Source organism: Variovorax durovernensis (assembly GCF_977011995.1).
In genome coordinates this window covers 5,371,223-5,390,305 of the sequence record NZ_CDRNCW010000001.1, presented here as the reverse complement: position 1 = coordinate 5,390,305, position 19,083 = coordinate 5,371,223, and the positions used below count along the sequence as shown (strand labels likewise).

Sequence of the window (19,083 nt, the reverse complement as noted above, 5' to 3'; positions counted from 1 at the left end):
ACCATCCCGCCCGCCTGTTCGTGTGCGCGCGCTGCCGTGCACAGGTGCTGCTGTGCAGTCGCTGCGATCGCGGCCAGCGCTATTGCGGCCCGGCGTGCTCTCGCGCAGCACGCCAGGACTCGCAGCGCGAGGCCGCACGGCGCTACCAGGCAGGCCGCGCCGGACGCATGGCGCATGCCGAGCGCGCACGCCGCTGGCGCCAGCGACGCCGCGAACGCGAGCGGCCGTGCCACTCAGTGGCCGCGTTGGACACTGCCGCCACCAACATCGTGACGCATCAGGGTTCCCCGATCCCGGCCCTCGGTGCTCCACTGGCCGCGCCTGAGCAAGCCCACGTGCGCGCGCCCTCCGTGTCCGATGCGACGCCGATCGCCTGGCGCTGCCGGCGCTGTGCCGCGGCGCTGTCGCCCTGGACTCGCCAGGGCTTCCTGCGTCACGCCCGCGCTTCACGCTGGCCTGCTCGCCTCATCGATCCCTGTCCGTGAAGGAGACACCTTGGTTATCCATGCCGATCTGAGTGCGCAGATCCTGCGTCTGTACCGCGCCGAGCGCTGGCGCGTAGGCACCATCGCCCGCCAGTTGCATGTGCATCGCGATACCGTGCGGCGCGTGCTCGCGCAGGCCGGCGATCCCGCGCCGGCTTCGCCGCTGCGGCCCAGTCGCATCGATCCGTACCGCGACTTCGTCCTCGCGACCTTGGTCAAGTTCCCCACGCTCACCGCCGCGCGGCTGTTCACGATGGTCCACGAACGCGGCTACCGCGGCAGCCCTGAGCACTTCCGCCATGTCATTGCCGGCATGCGCCCGCGCCCAGCGGCCGAGGCCTTCCTGCGGCTGCGCACCCTTGCGGGTGAGGCCGCCCAAGTTGACTGGGCTCATTTCGGTCACCTGCAGATCGGCCGTGCACGCCGACCGCTGATGGCCTTCGTGATGGTGCTGAGCTACTCGCGGCGTATCTTCCTGAGGTTCTTCCTCGATGCCCGGATGGACAGCTTCCTGCGCGGCCATGCCGAGGCCTTTATCGCCTATGGCGGGTGCGCGAGGGTCCTGCTCTACGACAACCTCAAGAGCGCCGTACTCGAGCGCGTAGGCGACGCCGTGCGCTTCAACCCCGAGCTGCTCAAGTTCGCCGCCCATCATTGCTTCGAGCCGCGCCCGGTGGCCATCGCGCGCGGGAACGAGAAGGGCCGGGTCGAGCGCGCCATACGCTACGTTCGCGACAGCTTCTTCGCCGCCCGTGCCTTCATCGACCTGGACGATCTGAACGCTCAGGCGCGCGCCTGGTGCGAGGGCCAGGCGTCGCAGCGGCGCTGGCCGGAGGATTCACGCCTGAGCGTGAACGATGCCTTCGAGGTCGAGCGATCGAGCCTGCTGGCGTTGCCCGAGCGCGAGTACCCGCTGGGCGAGCGCGTGGCCGTGCAGGTGGGCAAGACACCCTACGTGCGGTTCGACCTGAACGACTACACGGTGCCGCACACCCATGTGCGGCGCACGCTGTCGGTGCTTGCCGATGACCGGCGCATGCGCGTCTTCGACGGGGCACAGGAAGTCGCCTCGCACCCGCGCAGCTATGACAGCGGCCAACAGATCGAGGATCTGGCCCATATCCAGGCGCTGGTGGAGCGCAAGCGCGCCGCCCATGCGCATCGCGGCACCGATCGGCTCGCCCATGCTGCGCCGGGGGCGCTCGCGTTGCTCAAGGCGGCGGCCGCGCGCGGCCACAACCTGGGCACCATCACGGCCGCGCTGCTGCGCTTGCTCGATCGCTATGGCGCCGCGCCCCTGCAGGCGGCCATCGGCGAAGCGCTCAAACGCGATGTGCCACACCCCAACGCCGTGCGCCTGGCACTGGAGCGCGCCCGCGAGGAGCAGGGCCTGCCGCCGCCCACCGAGCTGCGCCTGAGCGAGGAGGTCGCCCGGCGCGACGCGCCGGTGCGCTCGCACGCGCTGGCGTCGTACGACCAGATCGTGCAGGCCTCACAGCCCGACCAAGGAGATCGCCGCGATGAGTGAGACACCGATGAACGCCGCCGAGTTGCGCGAACAGGCCCAGGGCCTCCGTCTGCATGGGCTTCTGGCCCATTGGTCCGAGGTGATGGCCGACGCCGATGCGGCGCAGCGCATCGCGCAGTGGCTGCGCTGGGAGCTCCAGGAACGCGGCCGACGAAGCCTGGAGCGGCGCCTTCGCGATGCGCACATCGGGCAATTCAAGCCCGTCGCCGACTTCGACTGGAGCTGGCCCACGCAGATCGATCGCGCAGCCATCGAGGAGCTCATGACGCTGCAGTTCCTCGCCGATGCCACCAACGTCGTGTTCGCCGGCCCCAACGGCGTGGGCAAGACGATGTGCGCCTGCAACCTGGGCTACCAGGCCGTGCTGGCAGGACATACGGTGCTGTTCGTCACCGCCGGGCAGTTGCTCGGCGACCTCGCGGCGCTGGACAGCGACTCGGCCCTGCGCAGCAGGCTGCGCCGCTATGCCGCGCCCGATCTGCTGCTCATCGACGAGGTCGGCTACCTGTCCTACTCCAACCGCCACGCCGACTTGCTCTTCGAGCTGGTCAGCCGCCGCTACCAGCACAAGAGCACCGTGGTCACAACGAACAAGGCGTTTGCCGACTGGGGCGAGGTCTTCCCCAACGCAGGGTGCGTCGTCTCGCTCGTGGACCGCCTCATGCACCGCGCCGAGGTCGTGCGCATCGAGGGCCAGTCCTATCGCGCCAAGGAAGCTCAGGAGCGCCTGGCTGCGCGTTCCAGGCAGCGCGCAGGCAAACCTGTCAGGAGCAAGAAGTCATGATGTCCGAGCGCGAACAACCACCAACGCTTCCCACCAACTGGACTGCCGAGCAGGCCCTGGCCGTCTTCGAGTGCCTGCGCGTGCTGCGCGAGCAGCTGTGGAGAATCTACGGCCGCGACGTCCAGCAGGCCTGGTACGACCAGCTCGTGCACGACGAGCCGCCTGCGTCCTTCGATCCGGACGAGCCGTTCTGAACCCCGCTCACCCAACCAGGGCCCCGCAAGGGGCCCTCTTCCATTGCGCCTCAACCACCTGCAAAACCGCATCCTCACCGCCGAATAGCAGCGGATTTACACCGCCGCCAACATGCCTCGGCCGCGAGTGTGAAGCTGCCTGTTTCGGCCACCGCCGTCAGCGCGCGCAGCTGCTGCAGCGAGATGTCTTCCGTGGCGCCCTTTGTCATAAACGGTGTTGATAGTTGAATAAGCGAAATTATCTGGCTTGATGCGCCGATGCTGCATAGCATCCTTTTTTCTCCACAGGCACAGAATTCCGCACATGAAACGCCTCCGCTTCCTCCAGGTGCTTGCCGTTGCGCTCGGCATGGCCGCGTCTTCCGCCGCCCTGGCCCAGGGCTACCCGAACAAGCCGATCCGCCTGATCGTTCCGTTCCCGGCGGCCGGTGCCACCGACCTGTTTGCCCGCACGCTGGGACAGAAGATGAGCGAGAAGCTCGGCACCACCCTGGTGGTCGACAACAAGCCAGGCGCCGGCGGCGCCATCGGCTCCGACCAGGCCGCCAAGGCCGCGCCCGACGGCTACACCATCCTGCTGGCCACCACCAGCACGCACTCCATCGGCCCGGCCGTCAGCAAGCTGCCCTACGACACGGTGCGCGACTTCACGCCCATCGCCCACGTGGGCGACGCGGCCAGCATCATGCTGGTGCCGGTCAATTCGCCCGCGAAGACGGTGCGAGAGTGGATCGACTACGCCAAGAAGAATCCCGGCAAGCTCAACTACGCATCGAGCGGCAACGGCACCATCGTGCAGCTCACGGCGGAGCTGTTCAAGGCGCAGGCCGGCGTGTTCGTCACGCACATTCCCTACAAAGGCACGGCGCTGGCCATTCCCGACCTGATCAGCGGCAAGGTCGACGTGCTGTTCGACTCGCTGCCCACCGGCATGCCGCATGTGCGCGACGGCCGCCTGCGCGCGCTGGGCGTGACCTCGCTCAAGCGCAGCCCGCTGGCGCCCGAGCTGCCGCCCATTGCCGACACGCTGCCCGGCTACGAGTCGAACACCTGGTTCGGCTTCTATGGCCCGAAGAACCTGCCGGCGGACATCGTCGCGAAGATCAACAAGGCGGCCAATGAGGCGCTGGCCGATCCTGAAGTGAAAGAGAAACTTGCGCGCCTGGGCATCGAGACCGCGACGCCGGGTACGCCCGACCAGTTCGCGAAGATGGTGGCGGTAGACGCCGCCAAATGGAAAAAGATCGTCGTGGACCGCAAGATCACCAACGAGTAATGGGCTCGCCCCCAGGCTGCGCGCACTTCGTGTCGCTTCGCCTTCCCCCTGCCGGGGGCAACACCAGCGGCCCGGCAAAGCCGGTTCCGCGGTGTTCCTGAATTTGTTCAAGCTATCTTTGAAGGCACTGTATGAAGTTTGACTACGCCAACCCCTACCTCTCCACCCGCATCCCGATCTTCGCGCGCAACGTTGTCTCGACCTCGCACCCGCTGGCCTCGCAGGCCGGGCTGCGCATCCTGCAGCAGGGCGGCAACGCGGTCGATGCGGCCATTGCCTCCGCGGCGGTGATGACGCTGGTCGAGCCGGTGAGCAACGGCCTGGGCAGCGACGCCTTCTGCATCCTGTGGGACGGCAAGGAACTGCACGGCCTCAATGCCTCGGGCCCCGCGCCCAAGGCCTGGACGCCCGAATACTTCAAGGCCAAGTACGGCGCCGACGCCGCCAATCCGCCCATGCGCGGCATCGATTCGGTCACGGTGCCGGGCGCCGTGCGCGGCTGGGTCGCGATGAGCGAGCGCTTCGGCAAGCTGCCCTTCGCCGACCTGCTGGCACCGGCCATCGACATCGCCGAGCGCGGCTACCTGGTGCCGCCGGTGGTGCAGGGCAAGTGGGCTGCCGCCACGCCGGTGCTGCAGTCGCAGCCGGGCTTCGCGCAGACCTTCCTGCCCTGGGGCCGCGCGCCCGAAGTCGGCGAGCTGTTCCGCTTCACCGCCGCTGCGCGCGCGCTCAAGGCCATCGCCCGCACCAAGGGCGAGGCCTACTACAGCGGCGAAATCGCCGAGGCGCTCGCGAAGTTCTCGGCCGAGCAGGGCGGCGCGCTCACCGTGGCCGACCTCGCGGCCTATCAGCCCGAGTGGGTCAAGCCCATCTCGCGCGACTACCGCGGCCACACGCTGCACGAGATTCCGCCGAACGGCCAGGGCATCGCGGCGTTGATCGCGCTGGGCATCCTGGAGAAGTTCGACATCGCTTCGCTGCCGGTCGACTCGGTGCAGTCGCAGCATCTGCAGATCGAGGCCATGAAGCTGGCTTTTGCCGACGTGTACCGCTACGTGTCGGAGCGCAAGACGATGGAAGTCACGACCGAGCAGATGCTCGACGACGCCTACCTCGCCTCGCGCGCGCGCCTCATCGACGTGAAGAAGGCACAGGACTTCAAGGCCGGCAACCCGGTGAAGGGCGGCACCATCTACCTCACGGCGGCCGACGAGAGCGGCATGATGGTGAGCTTCATCCAGAGCAACTACATGGGCTTCGGCTCGGGCTGCGTGGAGCCCGAGTTCGGCATCAGCCTGCAGAACCGCGGCCACGGCTTCAGCCTGAAGGCCGAGAGCCCCAACGTGGTGGCGCCGGGCAAGCGCCCGTTCCACACCATCATCCCGGCATTCCTCACCAAGGACGGCCAGCCGGTGATGAGCTTCGGCGTGATGGGCGGCAACATGCAACCGCAGGGCCACATGCAGACGCTGGTGCGCATGCTCGACTACAAGCAGAACCCGCAGGCCGCCTGCGACGCGCCGCGCTGGCGCTTCAACGCGGGGCTGGAGATCAACGTCGAGGCCGCGATGAACCCGGCCACGGTGCAGGGCCTGCGCGACCTGGGCCATCACCTCGAGGTGATCAACGACTCGTACCAGGACTTCGGCGCGGGCCAGTTCATCTGGCGCGCGGGCGAACCTTCGGTCGAAGGCTACGTGGCTGCCAGCGATCCGCGCCGCGACGGCGTGGCGGCGGGTTACTGAGCACAAGCGAGGGTTTGAGCTTGCCGCGATGATCGGGGGATGAACAAGACAGCCGCTACGGCCGGCATCCCCCCTCGACCCTCCCACGATGCCGCCAGGAAGGGCATCGCCACCGGCCTGATCCTGGCCACGCTGGGCGCCATCGCGTTCAGCGGCAAGGCCATCATCGTCAAGCTCGCGTACCGCTACGGCGTGGACGCGGTGACGCTCATCATGCTGCGCATGCTGTTCGCGCTGCCGCTGTTCGCGGTCATGGCGTGGTGGGCCGGGCGCGGCAAGCCGTCGCTCACCGCGCGCGACTGGCTCGGCGTGGTGGGGCTCGGCTTCTCGGGCTATTACCTCGCGAGCTTCCTCGACTTCGCCGGGCTGGCCTACATCTCGGCCAGCTTCGAGCGGCTCATTCTTTATCTCAACCCGACGCTGGTGCTGTTCTTCGGATGGCTGATGTACCGGCGCCGCCCGACGCGGCCTCAGGTGCTCGGCATGGTCGTGAGCTACGCCGGCGTGCTGCTGGTGTTCGGCCACGAGCTGTGGACCGGTGGCGGCGGCAAGGGCGGCGGTGCGGCGGCCTGGGGCGCGTTCCTGGTGTTCCTGAGCGCCGTGAGCTATGCGGGCTATCTCGTCTACAGCGGCGAGTTCGTCAAGCGGCTGGGCTCGCTGCGGCTCGTGGGCCTGGCGACTACCGTGGCCTGCGTGCTGTGCATCCTGCAGTTCGTGCTGACGCGGCCGATGAGCGTGGCCTTCGGGCTCGCGCCAGAGGTCATCTGGCTGTCGGTGCTCAATGCCACGCTGTGCACGGCGGTGCCCGTCCTCATGGTGATGATGGCCATCGAGCGCATCGGCCCGGCGGTGGCCGCGCAAACCGGCATGATCGGTCCGCTGTCGACCATCCTCATGGGGGTGGTGATACTCGGCGAGCCGTTCACGCCGTGGATCGCGGCCGGCACCGTGCTCGTCATCGCGGGCATTTTCGTTTTCACGCGCAAGGGGCGCTGAAGCCCCTTGCCGGACTCACTGGAGAAACACAACATGGATCTGGGTATTGCAGGCAAGACCGCGCTGGTGTGCGGCGCGAGCAAGGGGCTGGGCTACGGCTGCGCCGAGGCGCTGGTGCGCGAGGGCGTGAACGTGGTGATCGTCGCGCGCGGCGCCGAGGCGCTCGAAGCCGCCGCGAAGAAGCTGGCCGAGGCTGCAGGTGCATCGGGCCCGTTCGTCAAGCACGTGGCTGCCGACATCACCACCGAAGCTGGCCGCGCCGCGGTGTTCGCGCTGGGCCACGATTTCGACATCGTCGTCACCAACGCCGGCGGCCCGCCGCCCGGCGATTTCCGCAACTGGGACCGCGAGGCGTGGATCAAGGCGGTCGATGCCAACATGCTCACGCCCATCGAGCTCATCAAGGCCACGGTCGACGGCATGGCCAAGCGCGGCTTCGGGCGCATCGTGAACATCACGTCGAGTTCGGTGAAGTCGCCGATCGACATCCTGGGCCTGTCGAACGGCGCACGCAGCGGCCTGACCGGCTTCGTGGCCGGCGTGGCGCGCACGCCCATCGCGGCGCAGGGCGTGACCATCAACAACCTGCTGCCCGGCTCGTTCGACACCGACCGGCTGAAGGGCACCATGGCCGGCACGGCGCAGAAGACGGGCCAGGACTTCGACACCGTGTGGGAAGCCCGCAAGAAGAACATTCCTGCAAAGCGCTTCGGCACGCCGGCCGAGTTCGGCGCCATCTGCGCCTTCCTGTGCAGCATGCAGGCCGGCTACATGACCGGCCAGAACGTTCTTGCGGACGGCGGCGCTTACCCCGGCACGTACTAAAGCTCGCCCCCAGGCTGCGTGCACTTCGTGTCGCTTCGCCACCCCCCTACCGGGGGCAACACCTGAGGCCCGGCAAAGCCGGTTCCTCGGTGTTTGCTTGAAGGGTTCGTACTTGGCTCAGCGCCGCGACGACACCACGATCCCGCCCACGATCAGCAGGAATGCCGCGCCGTGGTACCAGTGCGGCAGTTCGCGCAGGAACGCGGCGGAGAGCACTGCCGCGAACAGCGGCGTGAGGTTCATGAAGATGCTTGCGGCCTGCGGGCCCGCGCGCTGCACGCCGGTGCCCCAGCAGCGGTAGGCGAGCACCGCGGGGCCGATGCCGATGAACAGCATGGCCGCAACGAGCGGCCAGCCGAGGTCGATGTGCGCGTCGGTCAGCGTCCATTCGCCGGCCGCCAGCGCGCCCGACCACGCAAGGCCGAACACCAGCTGCGCCATCAGGAAAGCGGACCAGTCCTGCCGCACGCTCTTGGGTTCGTGCGTGCGCGCCAGCATCCAGCTGTAGAAGGCCCACGCGATGGAGCCGAGGATCATGTAGAGATCGCCCGGCACCAGCCGCAGCGCCATCAACTGCCGCCATTCGCCGCGGCTGAGCACCAGCAGCACGCCCGCCATCGACAGCAGCGCGCCGCCGACCTCGCGTGCGCTGATGCGCGCACCGAAGAAGAGGGCGCCGGTCGCCAGGATCCACAGCGGCACGCTGGAGCCCACCAGCGTGACGTTGATCGGCGTGGAGGTCTGCAGTGCGAGGTACTGGAACGCGTTGTAGAGCCCGATGCCGAGCAGGCCCAGCAGCGCGTAGCGCCGCCAGTGCGGCCACAGGGCGCTGTCGCGGCGCAGCACCGGTGCGGCCAGCGGCAGCACGATCACGAATGCGATGACCCAGCGCACGAAGTTCAGCGTGAGCGGCGACACCAGCTCGCGCACGAGGCGCCCGACCACGGCGTTGCCTGCCCAAAGAAGCGGCGGAACGACCAGCATGAAAACGACGAGGGGTGTGAGGCGCTGCGGCTGTGTCTGCATGGGCGCCGACTCTACCGGGCGGCAATGCCCCGTGCTGTCGCGGGAAAGGCAAACATGGCAGGATGCGCCTCTACTTTTTTCCTGCGCGTGGAGACTGCCATCATGAAGAGCAAAGCCGTTCGTATCGATCGCCCCGGCGGTCCCGAAGAACTGAAGATCGTCGAGGTCGAGGTCGGCGAACCCGGCCCCGGCGAGATCCGCATCCGCCACAAGGCGGTGGGCCTGAACTTCATCGACACCTACCAGCGCAGCGGGCTCTATCCGTTTGCCATGCCGCTGCAGCTGGGCATGGAGGCCTCGGGCATCGTCGAGGCGGTGGGCGAGGGCGTGACGCACCTGAAGGCCGGCGACCGCGCCGCCTATGCCAGCCCGCCGCCCGGCTCGTACTGCGAGCTGCGCGTGATGCCGGCCAAGTGCGTTTGCAAGCTGCCCGACGACATCTCCTTCGAGACCGGCGCGGCCATGATGCTCAAGGGCCTCACCACGCAGTACCTGCTGAAGAAGACGCTGCCGGCCGAAGGCCTGCAGGCCGGCGACTTCATCCTGTTCCACGCGGCTGCGGGCGGCGTGGGGCTCATCGCCTGCCAGTGGGCCAAGGCGCTCGGCCTGCAGCTCATCGGCACGGCAGGCAGCGACGCCAAGTGCAAGCTGGCGCTCGAACACGGCGCGGCGCACGCCATCAACTACAGCACCGAGAACTTCGCGGCGCGGGTGAAGGAAATCACCGGCGGCAAGGGCGTGAAGGTGGTGTACGACTCGGTAGGCAAGGACACCTTCGAAGGCTCGATCGACTGCCTGCGGCCCTTCGGCCTGCTGGCGGTGTTCGGCAACGGTTCGGGGCCGGTGCCGCCGGTGAACCTCGGCACTCTCGCCTCCAAGGGCTCGCTGTACGTGACGCGGCCCACGCTCTTCACCCACATGTCCACGCGCGAGAGCACGCAGGCCATGGCCGACGATCTGTTCGCGGTGGTGCGAAGCGGCGCGGTGAAGATCCCGATCGACCAGCGCTATGCACTGGACGACGTGCAGCAGGCGCACCGCGACCTCGAGGCGCGCAAGACCACGGGCTGCACGATCCTCACGCTCTGATAAGACGGAAAGGACAGTCTTGTCCTACCCGTGCAGTGGTGTCATGCCTTCGACTTGTGAGTGGCGCACTTTGTAGCCTTGGGTCAAAGCCAGAGGCAAAGCCGCATGAACACCGTTCGCACCTACATCGTCGAAGACAACCCCACCATTCGCGAGAACCTGGTGGGCACCTTGCGCGAGGTAGCGCGGGTGGACCCCATCGGCCAGGCCGAATCCGAAGCCGAGGGCACGCGCTGGCTCACGCGCAATCCGTCCCAATGGGACCTGGCCATCGTCGACCTGTTCCTGAAGGACGGCACCGGTTTCCGCGTGCTGGAGGCCTGCCGAGACCGGCATCCGATGCAGAAAATGGTGGTCCTGAGCAACTACGCCACGCCCGAGATGCGCCGGAAGTGCGCCCTGCTCGGCGCCGACGCGGTGTTCGACAAGGCCACCGAGGTGGAGGACCTGATCGACTTCTGCGTGCGCCAGCGGCAGGCGCGGCTCAGCCATCCTTCTGTGTCGTCGAACCGGGCTCCGCTGACGCACTGAGCGCAGCGGTCTCGCGCACGATGCCCCACACCCGCTCGGCGAGCGGCGAAAGCGCCCGGTTGCGGCGGCGAATCAGCATGATCGCCCGCTGAACGCGCGGCACCAGCGGCCGCACCACGAGCTGCGGCAAACCCTCCGGCGGCAATGAAAGCTCCGGCATCACGCTGATGCCGATGCCCGCCTCGACCATGCGGAACACGGTGGTCGGGTGGCCGAGCTGCTGTTTCACTTCGCAGTGCGCACCATGCCGCTCCAGCGCCAGGTCGATCAGCCGCCGGCTGCCAGAGGCATGGTCGAGCAACACAAGGGATTCCCCGTCGAGCGCCGTCCAGCGCACCGATGCCTTCTGCGCGAGCCGGTGCGCGGGGGGCACCACGAGCACGAAGGGATCGTCGAGGATCGCCTCGCAGTGCAGGTCCTCGGCCTCCGAGGGCTCGATCACCACGCCGAAGTCGACCTCGCCGCTGCGTACGCTGTCGAGCACGTCCTGCTGGATGCGGTCGAGCAGCAGGAACTGGATGCCCGGCGCCTGCACCGCGCAGGTAGCGATGCAGCCGGGCATCAGGTTGGCCGACAGCGTGGGGCTGCTCGCCACCCGCACCTTGCCGCCACGCGCACTGGCCAGGCCGGCCACGTCCTGCAGGGTCTGGTCGAGGTCGTCGAGCACGCGGTCGAGCCGGGCTGCGAGCGACTGGCCGGCTTCCGTCAACACCACCTCGCGGGTGGTTCGGTCGAGCAGCTTGAGGCCGAGCTGCGACTCCAACTCCAGGATCGAGCGGCTGACCGCCGGCTGGCTCAGGCCGACCTGGTCGCCGGCGCGGCTGAAATTGCGTCCCTCGGCCACCGAGCGGAATACGCGAAGCTGGCGAAGCGTGACATTCATGCGCTCGAATCATATATCCATCAGATAAATCCATTTCTCTTTTGAATGGACGCGGCGTCCAATGCGTTCCATGGCCCGTTCACGCTTCCTCCCCGACAACTTCACGCTCGCCCTCGTCACGGTCGTGACCATCGCCAGCCTGCTGCCCGCCAGCGGGCGCGTGGCGCATTTCTTCGAAGGCCTGACCACGGTCGCCATCGGACTGCTGTTCTTCCTGCACGGCGCCAAGCTGTCGCGCGAGGCGATCATGGCGGGCATCACCCATTGGCGGCTGCACCTGCTGGTGTTCGCGAGCACCTTCGTCCTGTTCCCGCTGCTGGGGCTCGCGCTCAAGCCGGTGCTGTCGTCGCTGGTGACGCCCGAGCTCTACACCGGCGTGCTGTTCCTGTGCGTGCTGCCGGCCACGGTGCAGTCGGCCATCGCCTTCACCGCGATGGCCCGGGGCAACATGCCGGCCGCCATCTGCAGCGCCTCGGCGTCCACGCTGCTGGGTGTGTTCATCACGCCCGTGCTGGTGAACCTGGTGGTGCTGCCGCACAACGGCGGCGCCACCTCGTCCTTCGATTCGATCGGCCGCATCCTGCTGCAGCTGATGGTGCCCTTCTTGGCCGGCCACCTGCTGCGCCCGGTCATCGGCAAGTGGGTGCAGAAGCGCGCGGCGGTGCTCAAGTTCGTGGACCAGGGCTCGATCCTGCTGGTGGTCTACACCGCGTTCAGCGCGGCGGTGATCGAGGGGCTCTGGAAGCAGATTCCCGTGAGCGCGCTGCTGGGCCTGCTGCTGGTGTGCGCCGTGCTGCTGGCACTGGCGCTCACGCTCACGACCTTCACCGCGCGCAAGCTGGGTTTCGACAAGGCGGACGAGATCACCATCGTCTTCTGCGGCTCCAAGAAGAGCCTCGCGAGCGGCATCCCGATGGCGAAGGTGCTGTTCGCTTCCCACGCCGTGGGTGCCATCGTGCTGCCGCTGATGCTTTTCCACCAGATGCAGCTGATGGTGTGCGCGGTGCTGGCGCAGCGCTATGCGCGGCGGGGGCAGGAAGCTGCCCCGGCGCTGAAGCCTGCCGGGCAGAAGTAGCTTCTTTCCGGCCGGGGCGCTGTCGGGTCAGCTCTCCACCTGGCCCAGCTGGGGATCCTTCAGCCGGCTCGGCGCCAGCGCCCCGGCCGACTCCAGGATCGGATACGCGATCGAGCAGATGTGCGAGTTGATGCGCTTCAGGTCGCTGATCAGGTCGATGTGCAGCGAACTGGTCTCGATGCTCAGCGTGGTCCGGTCGGACAGGCGGTCCAGGTGGGTGGTGGCGTAGGCCCGCTCCAGGTCGCGGAAGCGCACTTTTTCTTCCAGCAGCTTCTGGGCGTCCCGCACGTTGCCGTTCAGGAACACGCTCATGCTCAGCCGCAGGTTGGCGATCAGCCGGCCGTGCAGCTCCACGATCTCTGCCATGCCGGCTTCGGAGAAGTTGCGCTGCGGCTTGATCTTCTTGTCCTCGATGTCGATGATCACCCGCTCGATGATGTCGCCGATCTGCTCCATGTTGATCGTGAAGCTGATGATGTCGGTCCAGCGCCGGCTTTCTTCCTCGCCCAGCGCCTCGCGCGAGATGCGCGTCATGTAGTACTTGATGGCCGAGTACAGCTCGTCCACGGCATCGTCGAGCTGGCGGAGTTCCTGCGCCAGCCGCAGGTCGTTGTGGCGGATCACGTCGAGCGTGCCGATCAGCATGGTCTCCACGATGTCGGCCTGGTGCAGCGCCTCGCGCGCGGCGTTCGAAATGGCCAGCGAAGGGGTCGACAGCGCCGACGGATCGAGGTGGTGCAGCCGCATGGCGCCGGCCGGCTGCTGCGGCACCGGCAGCAGCCGCGTCACCAGCTTGGCCACCCATTGGGTGAGCCCGATGAACCCCACGCTGATGATGACGTTGAAGCCCAGGTGGAACAGCACCACGCCGTGCGCCTGGTTCGGCAGCTCGGGCTGCACGTAGCGGATCCACAGCCCGATGAAGGGCGCCACGATGGCCACGCCCAGCGCCTTGAACAGCAGGTTGCCGATCGTCACCTGCCGCACCGACACCGCCGACTTGGCCGTGGTCAGCACCGCCAGCAGGCCGCTGCCGAGGTTGGCGCCGAGCACCAGGCCCAGCGCAACGTCCAGCGGCACCACGTTCGAGGTGGCCATGGCCGCCACCAGCAGCACCACCGCGAGGCTCGAATAGGCCACGATGGCCAGCACCGAGCCGATGGTGATCTCGAGCAGCACGTCGCTGTTGATCGACGCGAGCAGCGCGCGCACGGCGGGCGACGAGAACAGCGGCTCGGTCGCTTCCACCACCAGCTGCAGCGCCAGCAGCATGAGCCCCAGCCCGATGAGAACCCGCCCCACGCGCCCCGCCACCGAGGCCGAGCGCGTGATGAACAGCACCACGCCCACGAAGATGAACATCGGCGACAGCCACGACAGGTCGGCCGAGAACAGCACGGAAATCAGCGCGGTGCCCACGTCGGCGCCGCGCATCACCGCCAGCGCCGCCGGCAGCGTGACCAGGCCCTGCCCGACGAAGGACGAGGTCATGAGGGAGGTGGCCGTGCTCGATTGCACCAGGGCGGTCACGCCGATGCCCGAGAGGGCGGCGGTGAAGCGGTTGCGCATGCTCTGCACGAGGATCTTGCGCAGGTTGGCGCCGAATACGCGCAGCACGCCGGTACGAACGAGGTGCGTACCCCACACCAGCAATGCGACTGCCGCCAGCAGGTTCAGAAGATGCTTCATGGGTGTCGGGTTCTATCCTTTTCGTTTTGGTTCGTTTCGACCCCATTTTCCACAAGATAGCGAATCAGTCGATAAGCGCTCCGTTGTCGTGGAAAGGATAAGGGCCTTCGAAGCTACCGCAAGCCGCCAGATGCGTCACCAGCCGGCGGTTGCGCGGCAGCCACGCATGGACACGGAAAGCGGGCGGTTCCAGCGTCCAGGCCGAGGGGGCGTCGGGCGCGAGATCGAGGCAGACCTGGTGCGCCTGGGCCGGCGAGGTCGAGGCAATGGTGCCGCCGAAGCGCACGTCGATGGCGCGGTGCAGGTGGCCGCAGATGATGCGCTCGACGTTCGGATGGCGCGAGACCAGCGCCTCGAGCGCTTCCGAGCCCTGGAGCAGGCCGATTTCGTCCATGTGGCCGATCAGCGTCTCGAACGGCGGATGGTGCATGGCGATCACCACGGGTTCGCCGCGGCAGGCCTCCAGCTGGGCTTCGAGCCAGGCCAGGCGCTTCTCGCACAGCGAGCCGTGGCTCGCGCCGGGCACGCAGGTGTCGAGCGTGAGCAGGCGCAGCGGGCCGACGCGCACCGAGTACTGGATGAAGCCGTCGGTGTCGGCGCCCGTGCCCAGGTAGGCGTGGCCGGGGAAGCTGCGGCGCAGCTGGTCGCGGTCGTCGTGGTTGCCGGGCATCAGGTAGACCGGCATGTTCAGCGGGGCCAGCAGGCGCGCGAGGTGCTCGTACTCGGCCGCGCGGCCGAAGTCGGTCAGGTCGCCGGTGACGACCACCGCGTCGGGCGGCTGGCGCAGCGCCAGCACCGACTGCACGGCGCGCTCCAGATAGGGCGCGGTGTTGATGCGGCCGTAGGCCAGCCGGCCCGGCTCGCGGATGTGCAGGTCGGTCAGCTGGACCAGGAAGGTGGTGTCGTGGGGTGCGTTGCTTGTCGTCATGCGGTGATGGTCTCCTGCGACGTCATCAGGCGGTCGGGGTGGATGCGCAAGCCCACGGTGTCGCCTGGCTTGAAAGGTTTGTCGCGCTCCACGTCGGCCATCAGCAAGGGCTGGTCCTGCGCGAGCAGGTGCAGCTGGACGCGGTCGCCGAGGAAGGTGCGGCGCTCGACGATGCCGGCGGCCCAGTCCAGCTGGGGCGCGCCGACTTCGATGTCTTCGGGGCGCACCAGCAGGGTTGCATGGTCGCGCCAGGCGCTCGGGCAGGGCAGGGTGATTCCGCCGATTCGGACGACGCCCTGGGCGATGGCGTCGGCCGTGCGCTCCAGCCGGTTGACCCGGCCCAGGAACTCGGCCACGAAGGGGTGCGCGGGGGCGCGGTAGAGGTCTTCGCCACGGCCCACCTGCACGATGCGCCCGGCGCGCATCACCGCGAGGCGGTCGGCGATGGCCAGCGCCTCCTGCTGGTCGTGCGTGACGTGGATGGCCGTGATGTGCAGGCGGCGCAGCAGTTCGGCCAGCTCGTCGCGCAGCGATTCCTTGAGCTTGGCGTCGAGCGCTGCCAGCGGCTCGTCGAGCAGCAGCACGCGCGGGCGCACGGCCACGGCGCGTGCCAGGGCCACGCGCTGGCGCTGGCCTCCCGAAAGCTCGGAGGGACGCTTGTTCTCCAGCCCGCCCAGGCGCACCAGGTCGACCAGCTCGCCCACGCTGCGTTTTTCTTCTTCGGGCGAGACGCCGCGAATGCGCAGGCCGTAGCCGATGTTGGCTGCCACCGTCATCTGCGGGAAGAGGGCGTAGCTCTGGAACACCATGCCGACGCCGCGGTGTTCGACCGGGCGCTGCGTCACGTCCTGGTCGCCGAAAACGATGCGGCTGCCCGCGTCGGGCGCTTCCAGCCCGGCAATCAGCCGCAGCAGCGTGGTCTTGCCGCAGCCCGAGGGGCCGAGCAGCGCCAGCACTTCGCCGGCTTCCACCCGCAGGTCGGTGGGCTGCAGGCCGCGTGTGCCGTCGGCATAGGTTTTCGCGCAGTTGGCGATGTCGATGGTGATGCGTTCAAGTTCCATGGCGTTTCTGCATGAGGTTGGCAAGGTACTGCAAGGCCCACAGCACCGGAAGAATGACGGCAAAGAAAACCAGCGTGTAGGCCGATCCGATTTCGATGCGCATCGAGGCATAGCTGTCGGCCAAGCCCACGGGCAGCGTGCGCGTGAGCGGCGTGTGCAGCATCCACGTGAGGTTGAATTCGCCGACCGAGAGCGTGAAGACCATCAGGCTGCCGGCCACGATGGCGGGGAACACGGCCGGCACCAGGATGCCCATGAAGCGCTGGCGGAAGTTCGCGCCCAGCGAGCGCGCGGCTTCCTCGAGCGCGAGCAGGTCGTCGCGCTCGAAGGCCGAGCTGACGGTGCGCACCATGAAGGGCAGCGTGAAGATCATGTGGCCCACGAGGATGAAGGCGAAGCTCTGGCGGAACGCGGTGAGCTGGCCGTAGGCGAGGATCAGCGCAAGCGCCGTGGCAAGGCCCGGCACCGCGACCGGCAGCGTCAGCAGCTCCTCGAAGATGCGTGCGGCGCGCGAGCGGCTGCGCGCCAGCGCATAGGCGCAGGGCACGCCGATCAGCACGGTGCCGATCACGCAGGCCACGGCCAGCGCGATCGACCAGCCGACGGTGCCGCCGTAGTTTTCCCACACCTCGCCGAGCCAGCGCAGCGTGAAGCCGCTCTTGAGGCCGGTGCTGTAGTTGTTGACCAGGCCCGCCATGACCGACAGCAGCATCGGCGCGATCATGAAGAGGCTCACGATCAGCGTGACGGCGAGCAGGAAGGGCGCCTTGGCCTGTGTGTTCTTTCGCATGATGGGTGTGCCTCAGCGTGCGACGGGATTCGCGCCGAAGCGGCGCGCCACGAACAGCACCAGCCAGGTCACGATGCCCAGCGAAATAGACAGCGACGCGGCGAGCGCGAAGTTGGCGTAGTTGGTGAACTCGTTGTAGATGGTGATGGGAATGACCTCGAACTTGCTGGCCAGCGTGAAGGCCGTGCCGAAGGCGCCCATCGACGTGGCGAAGAGGATCGCGCCGCAGGCCAACGTGGTGGGCGCGAGTTCGGGCATCCACACGTCGCGTGCCACGCGCAGCCGCGAGGCGCCGAGCGAACGCGCGGCTTCCTCGAGCTGGGTGTTCATCGACTCGGCGGCCGCCGCGTAGGTGGCGATGGCGCGCGGCAGCGAAAAATACAGGTAGGCCAGGAACAGCCCGAGCAGGCCGTAGGCGAAGGTGACGCGCTGGCCGATCAGGCTGTCGCTCAGGTCCGCGACCACGCCTTGGCGCCCGCCCAGCAGGATCACGAAGAAGCCGATGATCACGCCCGGGAACGACAGCGGCAGCGTGAGCAGCGACAGCAGCATGCGCTTGCCGACGAAGGCATGCCGCGCGAGGTAGATGCCCACTGCCGCGCCCAGCACCAGGGTGGCGAGCGTGACCGTGATGGAGAGCACGACCGTGTTGGCCATGCTCGCGAGGTAGCGCGAATCCGTGAGCACGGCGAAATAGGTTGCCCAGCCTTTGTCGGCGGGCAGCGTCAGCAGGCGCACGACCGGCAGCAGCCAGAAGGCCGCGAAGAAGGCGGCAGCGGGCGCTGCGCAGGCCAGCAGGCGCCAGCTTGGGTTCCAGGCGGTTTTCATTTTTTGCCCATCGTTGTGTTTTGGTCGGCTTTGTTCGGGGTGCGTGCACAGGTCATCGGGTACTCCCCTCCGCGAATGTCCCCCGCCCTTCGGGCTCCTCCTTTATTTCGCTGCGGGGAGCACCCGACGCCCTGTGCACTGGACGCAGCGCTTGTGCGGGCCGATCAGCCAGTGCTCTGGACGATCACGACGGCGGGGTGCCTTGCGCAGCGAAATAAAGGAGGAGGGCGAAGCCGGGGGACATTCGCGAAGCAAGGCACCCCGTCGGCGTGAGCGCTCCCCGAAAAGAGCGCGCCCAGAGCGACGAAGCGAGACTTAGCGCACTTCCTTCAAATACTCATCGGAGAAAGCGCGTTGCGCGGCTGCCATGCGCCCGTAGTCCACGCTCTTGGCGCGGGCGTAGTCGCTCGCAGGCAGGAACTGGGCTTCGATTTCCTTGGGCATCGCGTTCGCGCGCACCGGCCGCAGATAAGCCTTGGCCCAGATGGCCTGGCCTTCGTCCGACAGCGTGAAGTCGAGCACCTTCTTGGCGTCGGCCGCGTGCGGGGCCTTGGCGACCAGGCTCATCACGTAGGGCACGGCCAGCGTGCCTTCGCTCGGGATCACGAAGGCCACGTTGGCCTTGTCCTTGTACTTGGCGCGGTAGGCGTTGAAGTCATAGTCGAGCAGGATCGCGATTTCGCCCGACAGCACGCGCGCGTAGGAAGTTTGCTTCGGCACGATCGGCTCGTTCTTCTGCAGCGCCTTGAAGTAGTCGATGGCCGGCTTGAAGTTATCGAGCGTGCCGCCGCGCGCTTCGTTCACCGCGACCGCGCCGACGTAGCCGACGAAGGCCGAGGCCGGGTCAAGGTAGCCGATCAGGCCCTTGTATTCAGGCTTGAGCAGGTCGGCCCACGATTTCGGAATCGGCTTGCCCTTGAGCGCGTCGACGTTGACCATGAAGCCGAGCGTGCCCGAGTGGATGGTGAACCAGTTGCCGGCCGGGTCCTTCAGGCCGTCGGGAATGTCTTTCCACGCAGCGGGCTTGTAGGGCTCGACCAGGCCGTCCTTGGCGGCCTGCACCGCAAAGGTCACGCCGAGGTAGGTGACGTCGGCGACGGGGCTGGCCTTCTCGGCCGCCATCTGCGCGAGCGACTGGCCCGAGTTCTTGTTGTCGGGCGGCACGGTGATGCCCGTCTTGGCCTTTATGGCCTTCAGCTGGGTGCCCCAGTCGGCCCATTCGGTCGGGCAGTTGTAGCAGATGGCGGTCTGGGCCATGGCGCTGCCGGCGGCGAGCGTGGCGGCGATCAGGCCCAGGCGGGCCAGGCGATGGAAGCGGGAGGACATGCGGGAGCTCCTTGGAGGATGAGT

The 19,083-nt window shown here is 67.8% G+C and carries 18 protein-coding genes; 10 read left to right on the top strand and 8 right to left on the bottom strand.

From position 1 onward, the window contains the following. The first annotated feature begins 495 nt into the window (after positions 1-495). From istA to ACWV14_RS25590, 7 genes are all read left to right on the top strand, one after another. A complete protein-coding gene (gene istA, locus ACWV14_RS25620; protein ID WP_301505348.1) occupies positions 496-2,013 on the top strand; it encodes an IS21 family transposase in 1,518 nt (505 codons plus the stop codon). Continuing rightward, complete coding sequence (istB, locus tag ACWV14_RS25615) at positions 2,006-2,797, top strand: IS21-like element helper ATPase IstB (RefSeq protein WP_301505346.1); 792 nt, start codon at positions 2,006-2,008, stop codon at positions 2,795-2,797. The genes istA and istB overlap by 8 nt, the downstream gene beginning before the upstream one ends. Further along, positions 2,794-2,991, top strand: coding sequence for a hypothetical protein (locus ACWV14_RS25610; RefSeq protein ID WP_301512338.1), 198 nt, complete (start codon positions 2,794-2,796; stop codon positions 2,989-2,991). Before istB ends, ACWV14_RS25610 begins: the two co-directional genes overlap by 4 nt. Positions 2,992-3,295: 304 nt before the next feature. Beyond that, positions 3,296-4,267: a Bug family tripartite tricarboxylate transporter substrate binding protein gene (locus ACWV14_RS25605; protein WP_454904382.1), complete on the top strand. Its 972-nt coding sequence runs from the start codon at positions 3,296-3,298 to the stop codon at positions 4,265-4,267. A 131-nt stretch (positions 4,268-4,398) separates the two neighbouring features. Next, on the top strand, positions 4,399-6,012 hold the full coding sequence (locus ACWV14_RS25600; protein WP_454904381.1) for a gamma-glutamyltransferase family protein: 1,614 nt from the start codon (positions 4,399-4,401) through the stop codon (positions 6,010-6,012). A gap of 39 nt (positions 6,013-6,051) precedes the next feature. Further along, on the top strand, positions 6,052-7,008 hold the full coding sequence (locus ACWV14_RS25595; protein WP_454904380.1) for a DMT family transporter: 957 nt from the start codon (positions 6,052-6,054) through the stop codon (positions 7,006-7,008). A gap of 33 nt (positions 7,009-7,041) precedes the next feature. Continuing rightward, positions 7,042-7,833, top strand: coding sequence for an SDR family oxidoreductase (locus ACWV14_RS25590; RefSeq protein ID WP_081265718.1), 792 nt, complete (start codon positions 7,042-7,044; stop codon positions 7,831-7,833). Between the two features lie 117 nt (positions 7,834-7,950). Here the strand turns inward: ACWV14_RS25590 and ACWV14_RS25585 are convergent, their stop codons facing one another. Further along, positions 7,951-8,859: a DMT family transporter gene (locus tag ACWV14_RS25585; RefSeq protein ID WP_454904379.1), complete on the bottom strand. Its 909-nt coding sequence runs from the start codon at positions 8,857-8,859 to the stop codon at positions 7,951-7,953. A gap of 102 nt (positions 8,860-8,961) precedes the next feature. Between ACWV14_RS25585 and ACWV14_RS25580 the strand changes: the two genes are divergently transcribed. Together ACWV14_RS25580 and ACWV14_RS25575 are read left to right on the top strand one after the other, a co-directional pair. Continuing rightward, entirely contained in the window at positions 8,962-9,948 is a 987-nt protein-coding gene (locus ACWV14_RS25580) for a quinone oxidoreductase family protein (RefSeq protein WP_285412238.1), read from the top strand. Between the two features lie 105 nt (positions 9,949-10,053). Further along, complete coding sequence (locus ACWV14_RS25575) at positions 10,054-10,479, top strand: response regulator (RefSeq protein WP_422087960.1); 426 nt, start codon at positions 10,054-10,056, stop codon at positions 10,477-10,479. Here the strand turns inward: ACWV14_RS25575 and ACWV14_RS25570 are convergent. Continuing rightward, complete coding sequence (locus ACWV14_RS25570; protein ID WP_454904378.1) at positions 10,433-11,362, bottom strand: LysR family transcriptional regulator; 930 nt, start codon at positions 11,360-11,362, stop codon at positions 10,433-10,435. The two genes, ACWV14_RS25575 and ACWV14_RS25570, sit on opposite strands and share 47 nt — an antisense overlap. A gap of 70 nt (positions 11,363-11,432) precedes the next feature. Here ACWV14_RS25570 and ACWV14_RS25565 point away from each other — a divergent pair, with 70 nt between their 5' ends. Beyond that, entirely contained in the window at positions 11,433-12,437 is a 1,005-nt protein-coding gene (locus ACWV14_RS25565) for a bile acid:sodium symporter family protein (protein WP_454904377.1), read from the top strand. A 27-nt stretch (positions 12,438-12,464) separates the two neighbouring features. Here the strand turns inward: ACWV14_RS25565 and ACWV14_RS25560 are convergent, their stop codons facing one another. The 6 genes from ACWV14_RS25560 to ACWV14_RS25535 form a co-directional block, all read right to left on the bottom strand. Then, positions 12,465-14,126, bottom strand: coding sequence for a Na/Pi cotransporter family protein (locus tag ACWV14_RS25560; protein ID WP_454904376.1), 1,662 nt, complete (start codon positions 14,124-14,126; stop codon positions 12,465-12,467). A 64-nt stretch (positions 14,127-14,190) separates the two neighbouring features. Next, on the bottom strand, positions 14,191-15,054 hold the full coding sequence (locus ACWV14_RS25555; RefSeq protein ID WP_454904375.1) for a phosphodiesterase: 864 nt from the start codon (positions 15,052-15,054) through the stop codon (positions 14,191-14,193). Beyond that, positions 15,051-16,115, bottom strand: a complete 1,065-nt coding sequence (locus tag ACWV14_RS25550) for an ABC transporter ATP-binding protein (RefSeq protein ID WP_454904374.1) — start codon at positions 16,113-16,115, stop codon at positions 15,051-15,053. Before ACWV14_RS25550 ends, ACWV14_RS25555 begins: the two co-directional genes overlap by 4 nt. Then, positions 16,105-16,905, bottom strand: a complete 801-nt coding sequence (locus tag ACWV14_RS25545) for an ABC transporter permease (protein WP_422087954.1) — start codon at positions 16,903-16,905, stop codon at positions 16,105-16,107. The genes ACWV14_RS25550 and ACWV14_RS25545 overlap by 11 nt, the downstream gene beginning before the upstream one ends. 12 nt (positions 16,906-16,917) lie before the next feature. Further along, on the bottom strand, positions 16,918-17,733 hold the full coding sequence (locus ACWV14_RS25540; protein WP_422087953.1) for an ABC transporter permease: 816 nt from the start codon (positions 17,731-17,733) through the stop codon (positions 16,918-16,920). 315 nt (positions 17,734-18,048) lie between these two features. Beyond that, a complete protein-coding gene (locus ACWV14_RS25535) occupies positions 18,049-19,059 on the bottom strand; it encodes an ABC transporter substrate-binding protein (RefSeq protein ID WP_454904373.1) in 1,011 nt (336 codons plus the stop codon). Between the last annotated feature and the right edge of the window lie 24 nt (positions 19,060-19,083).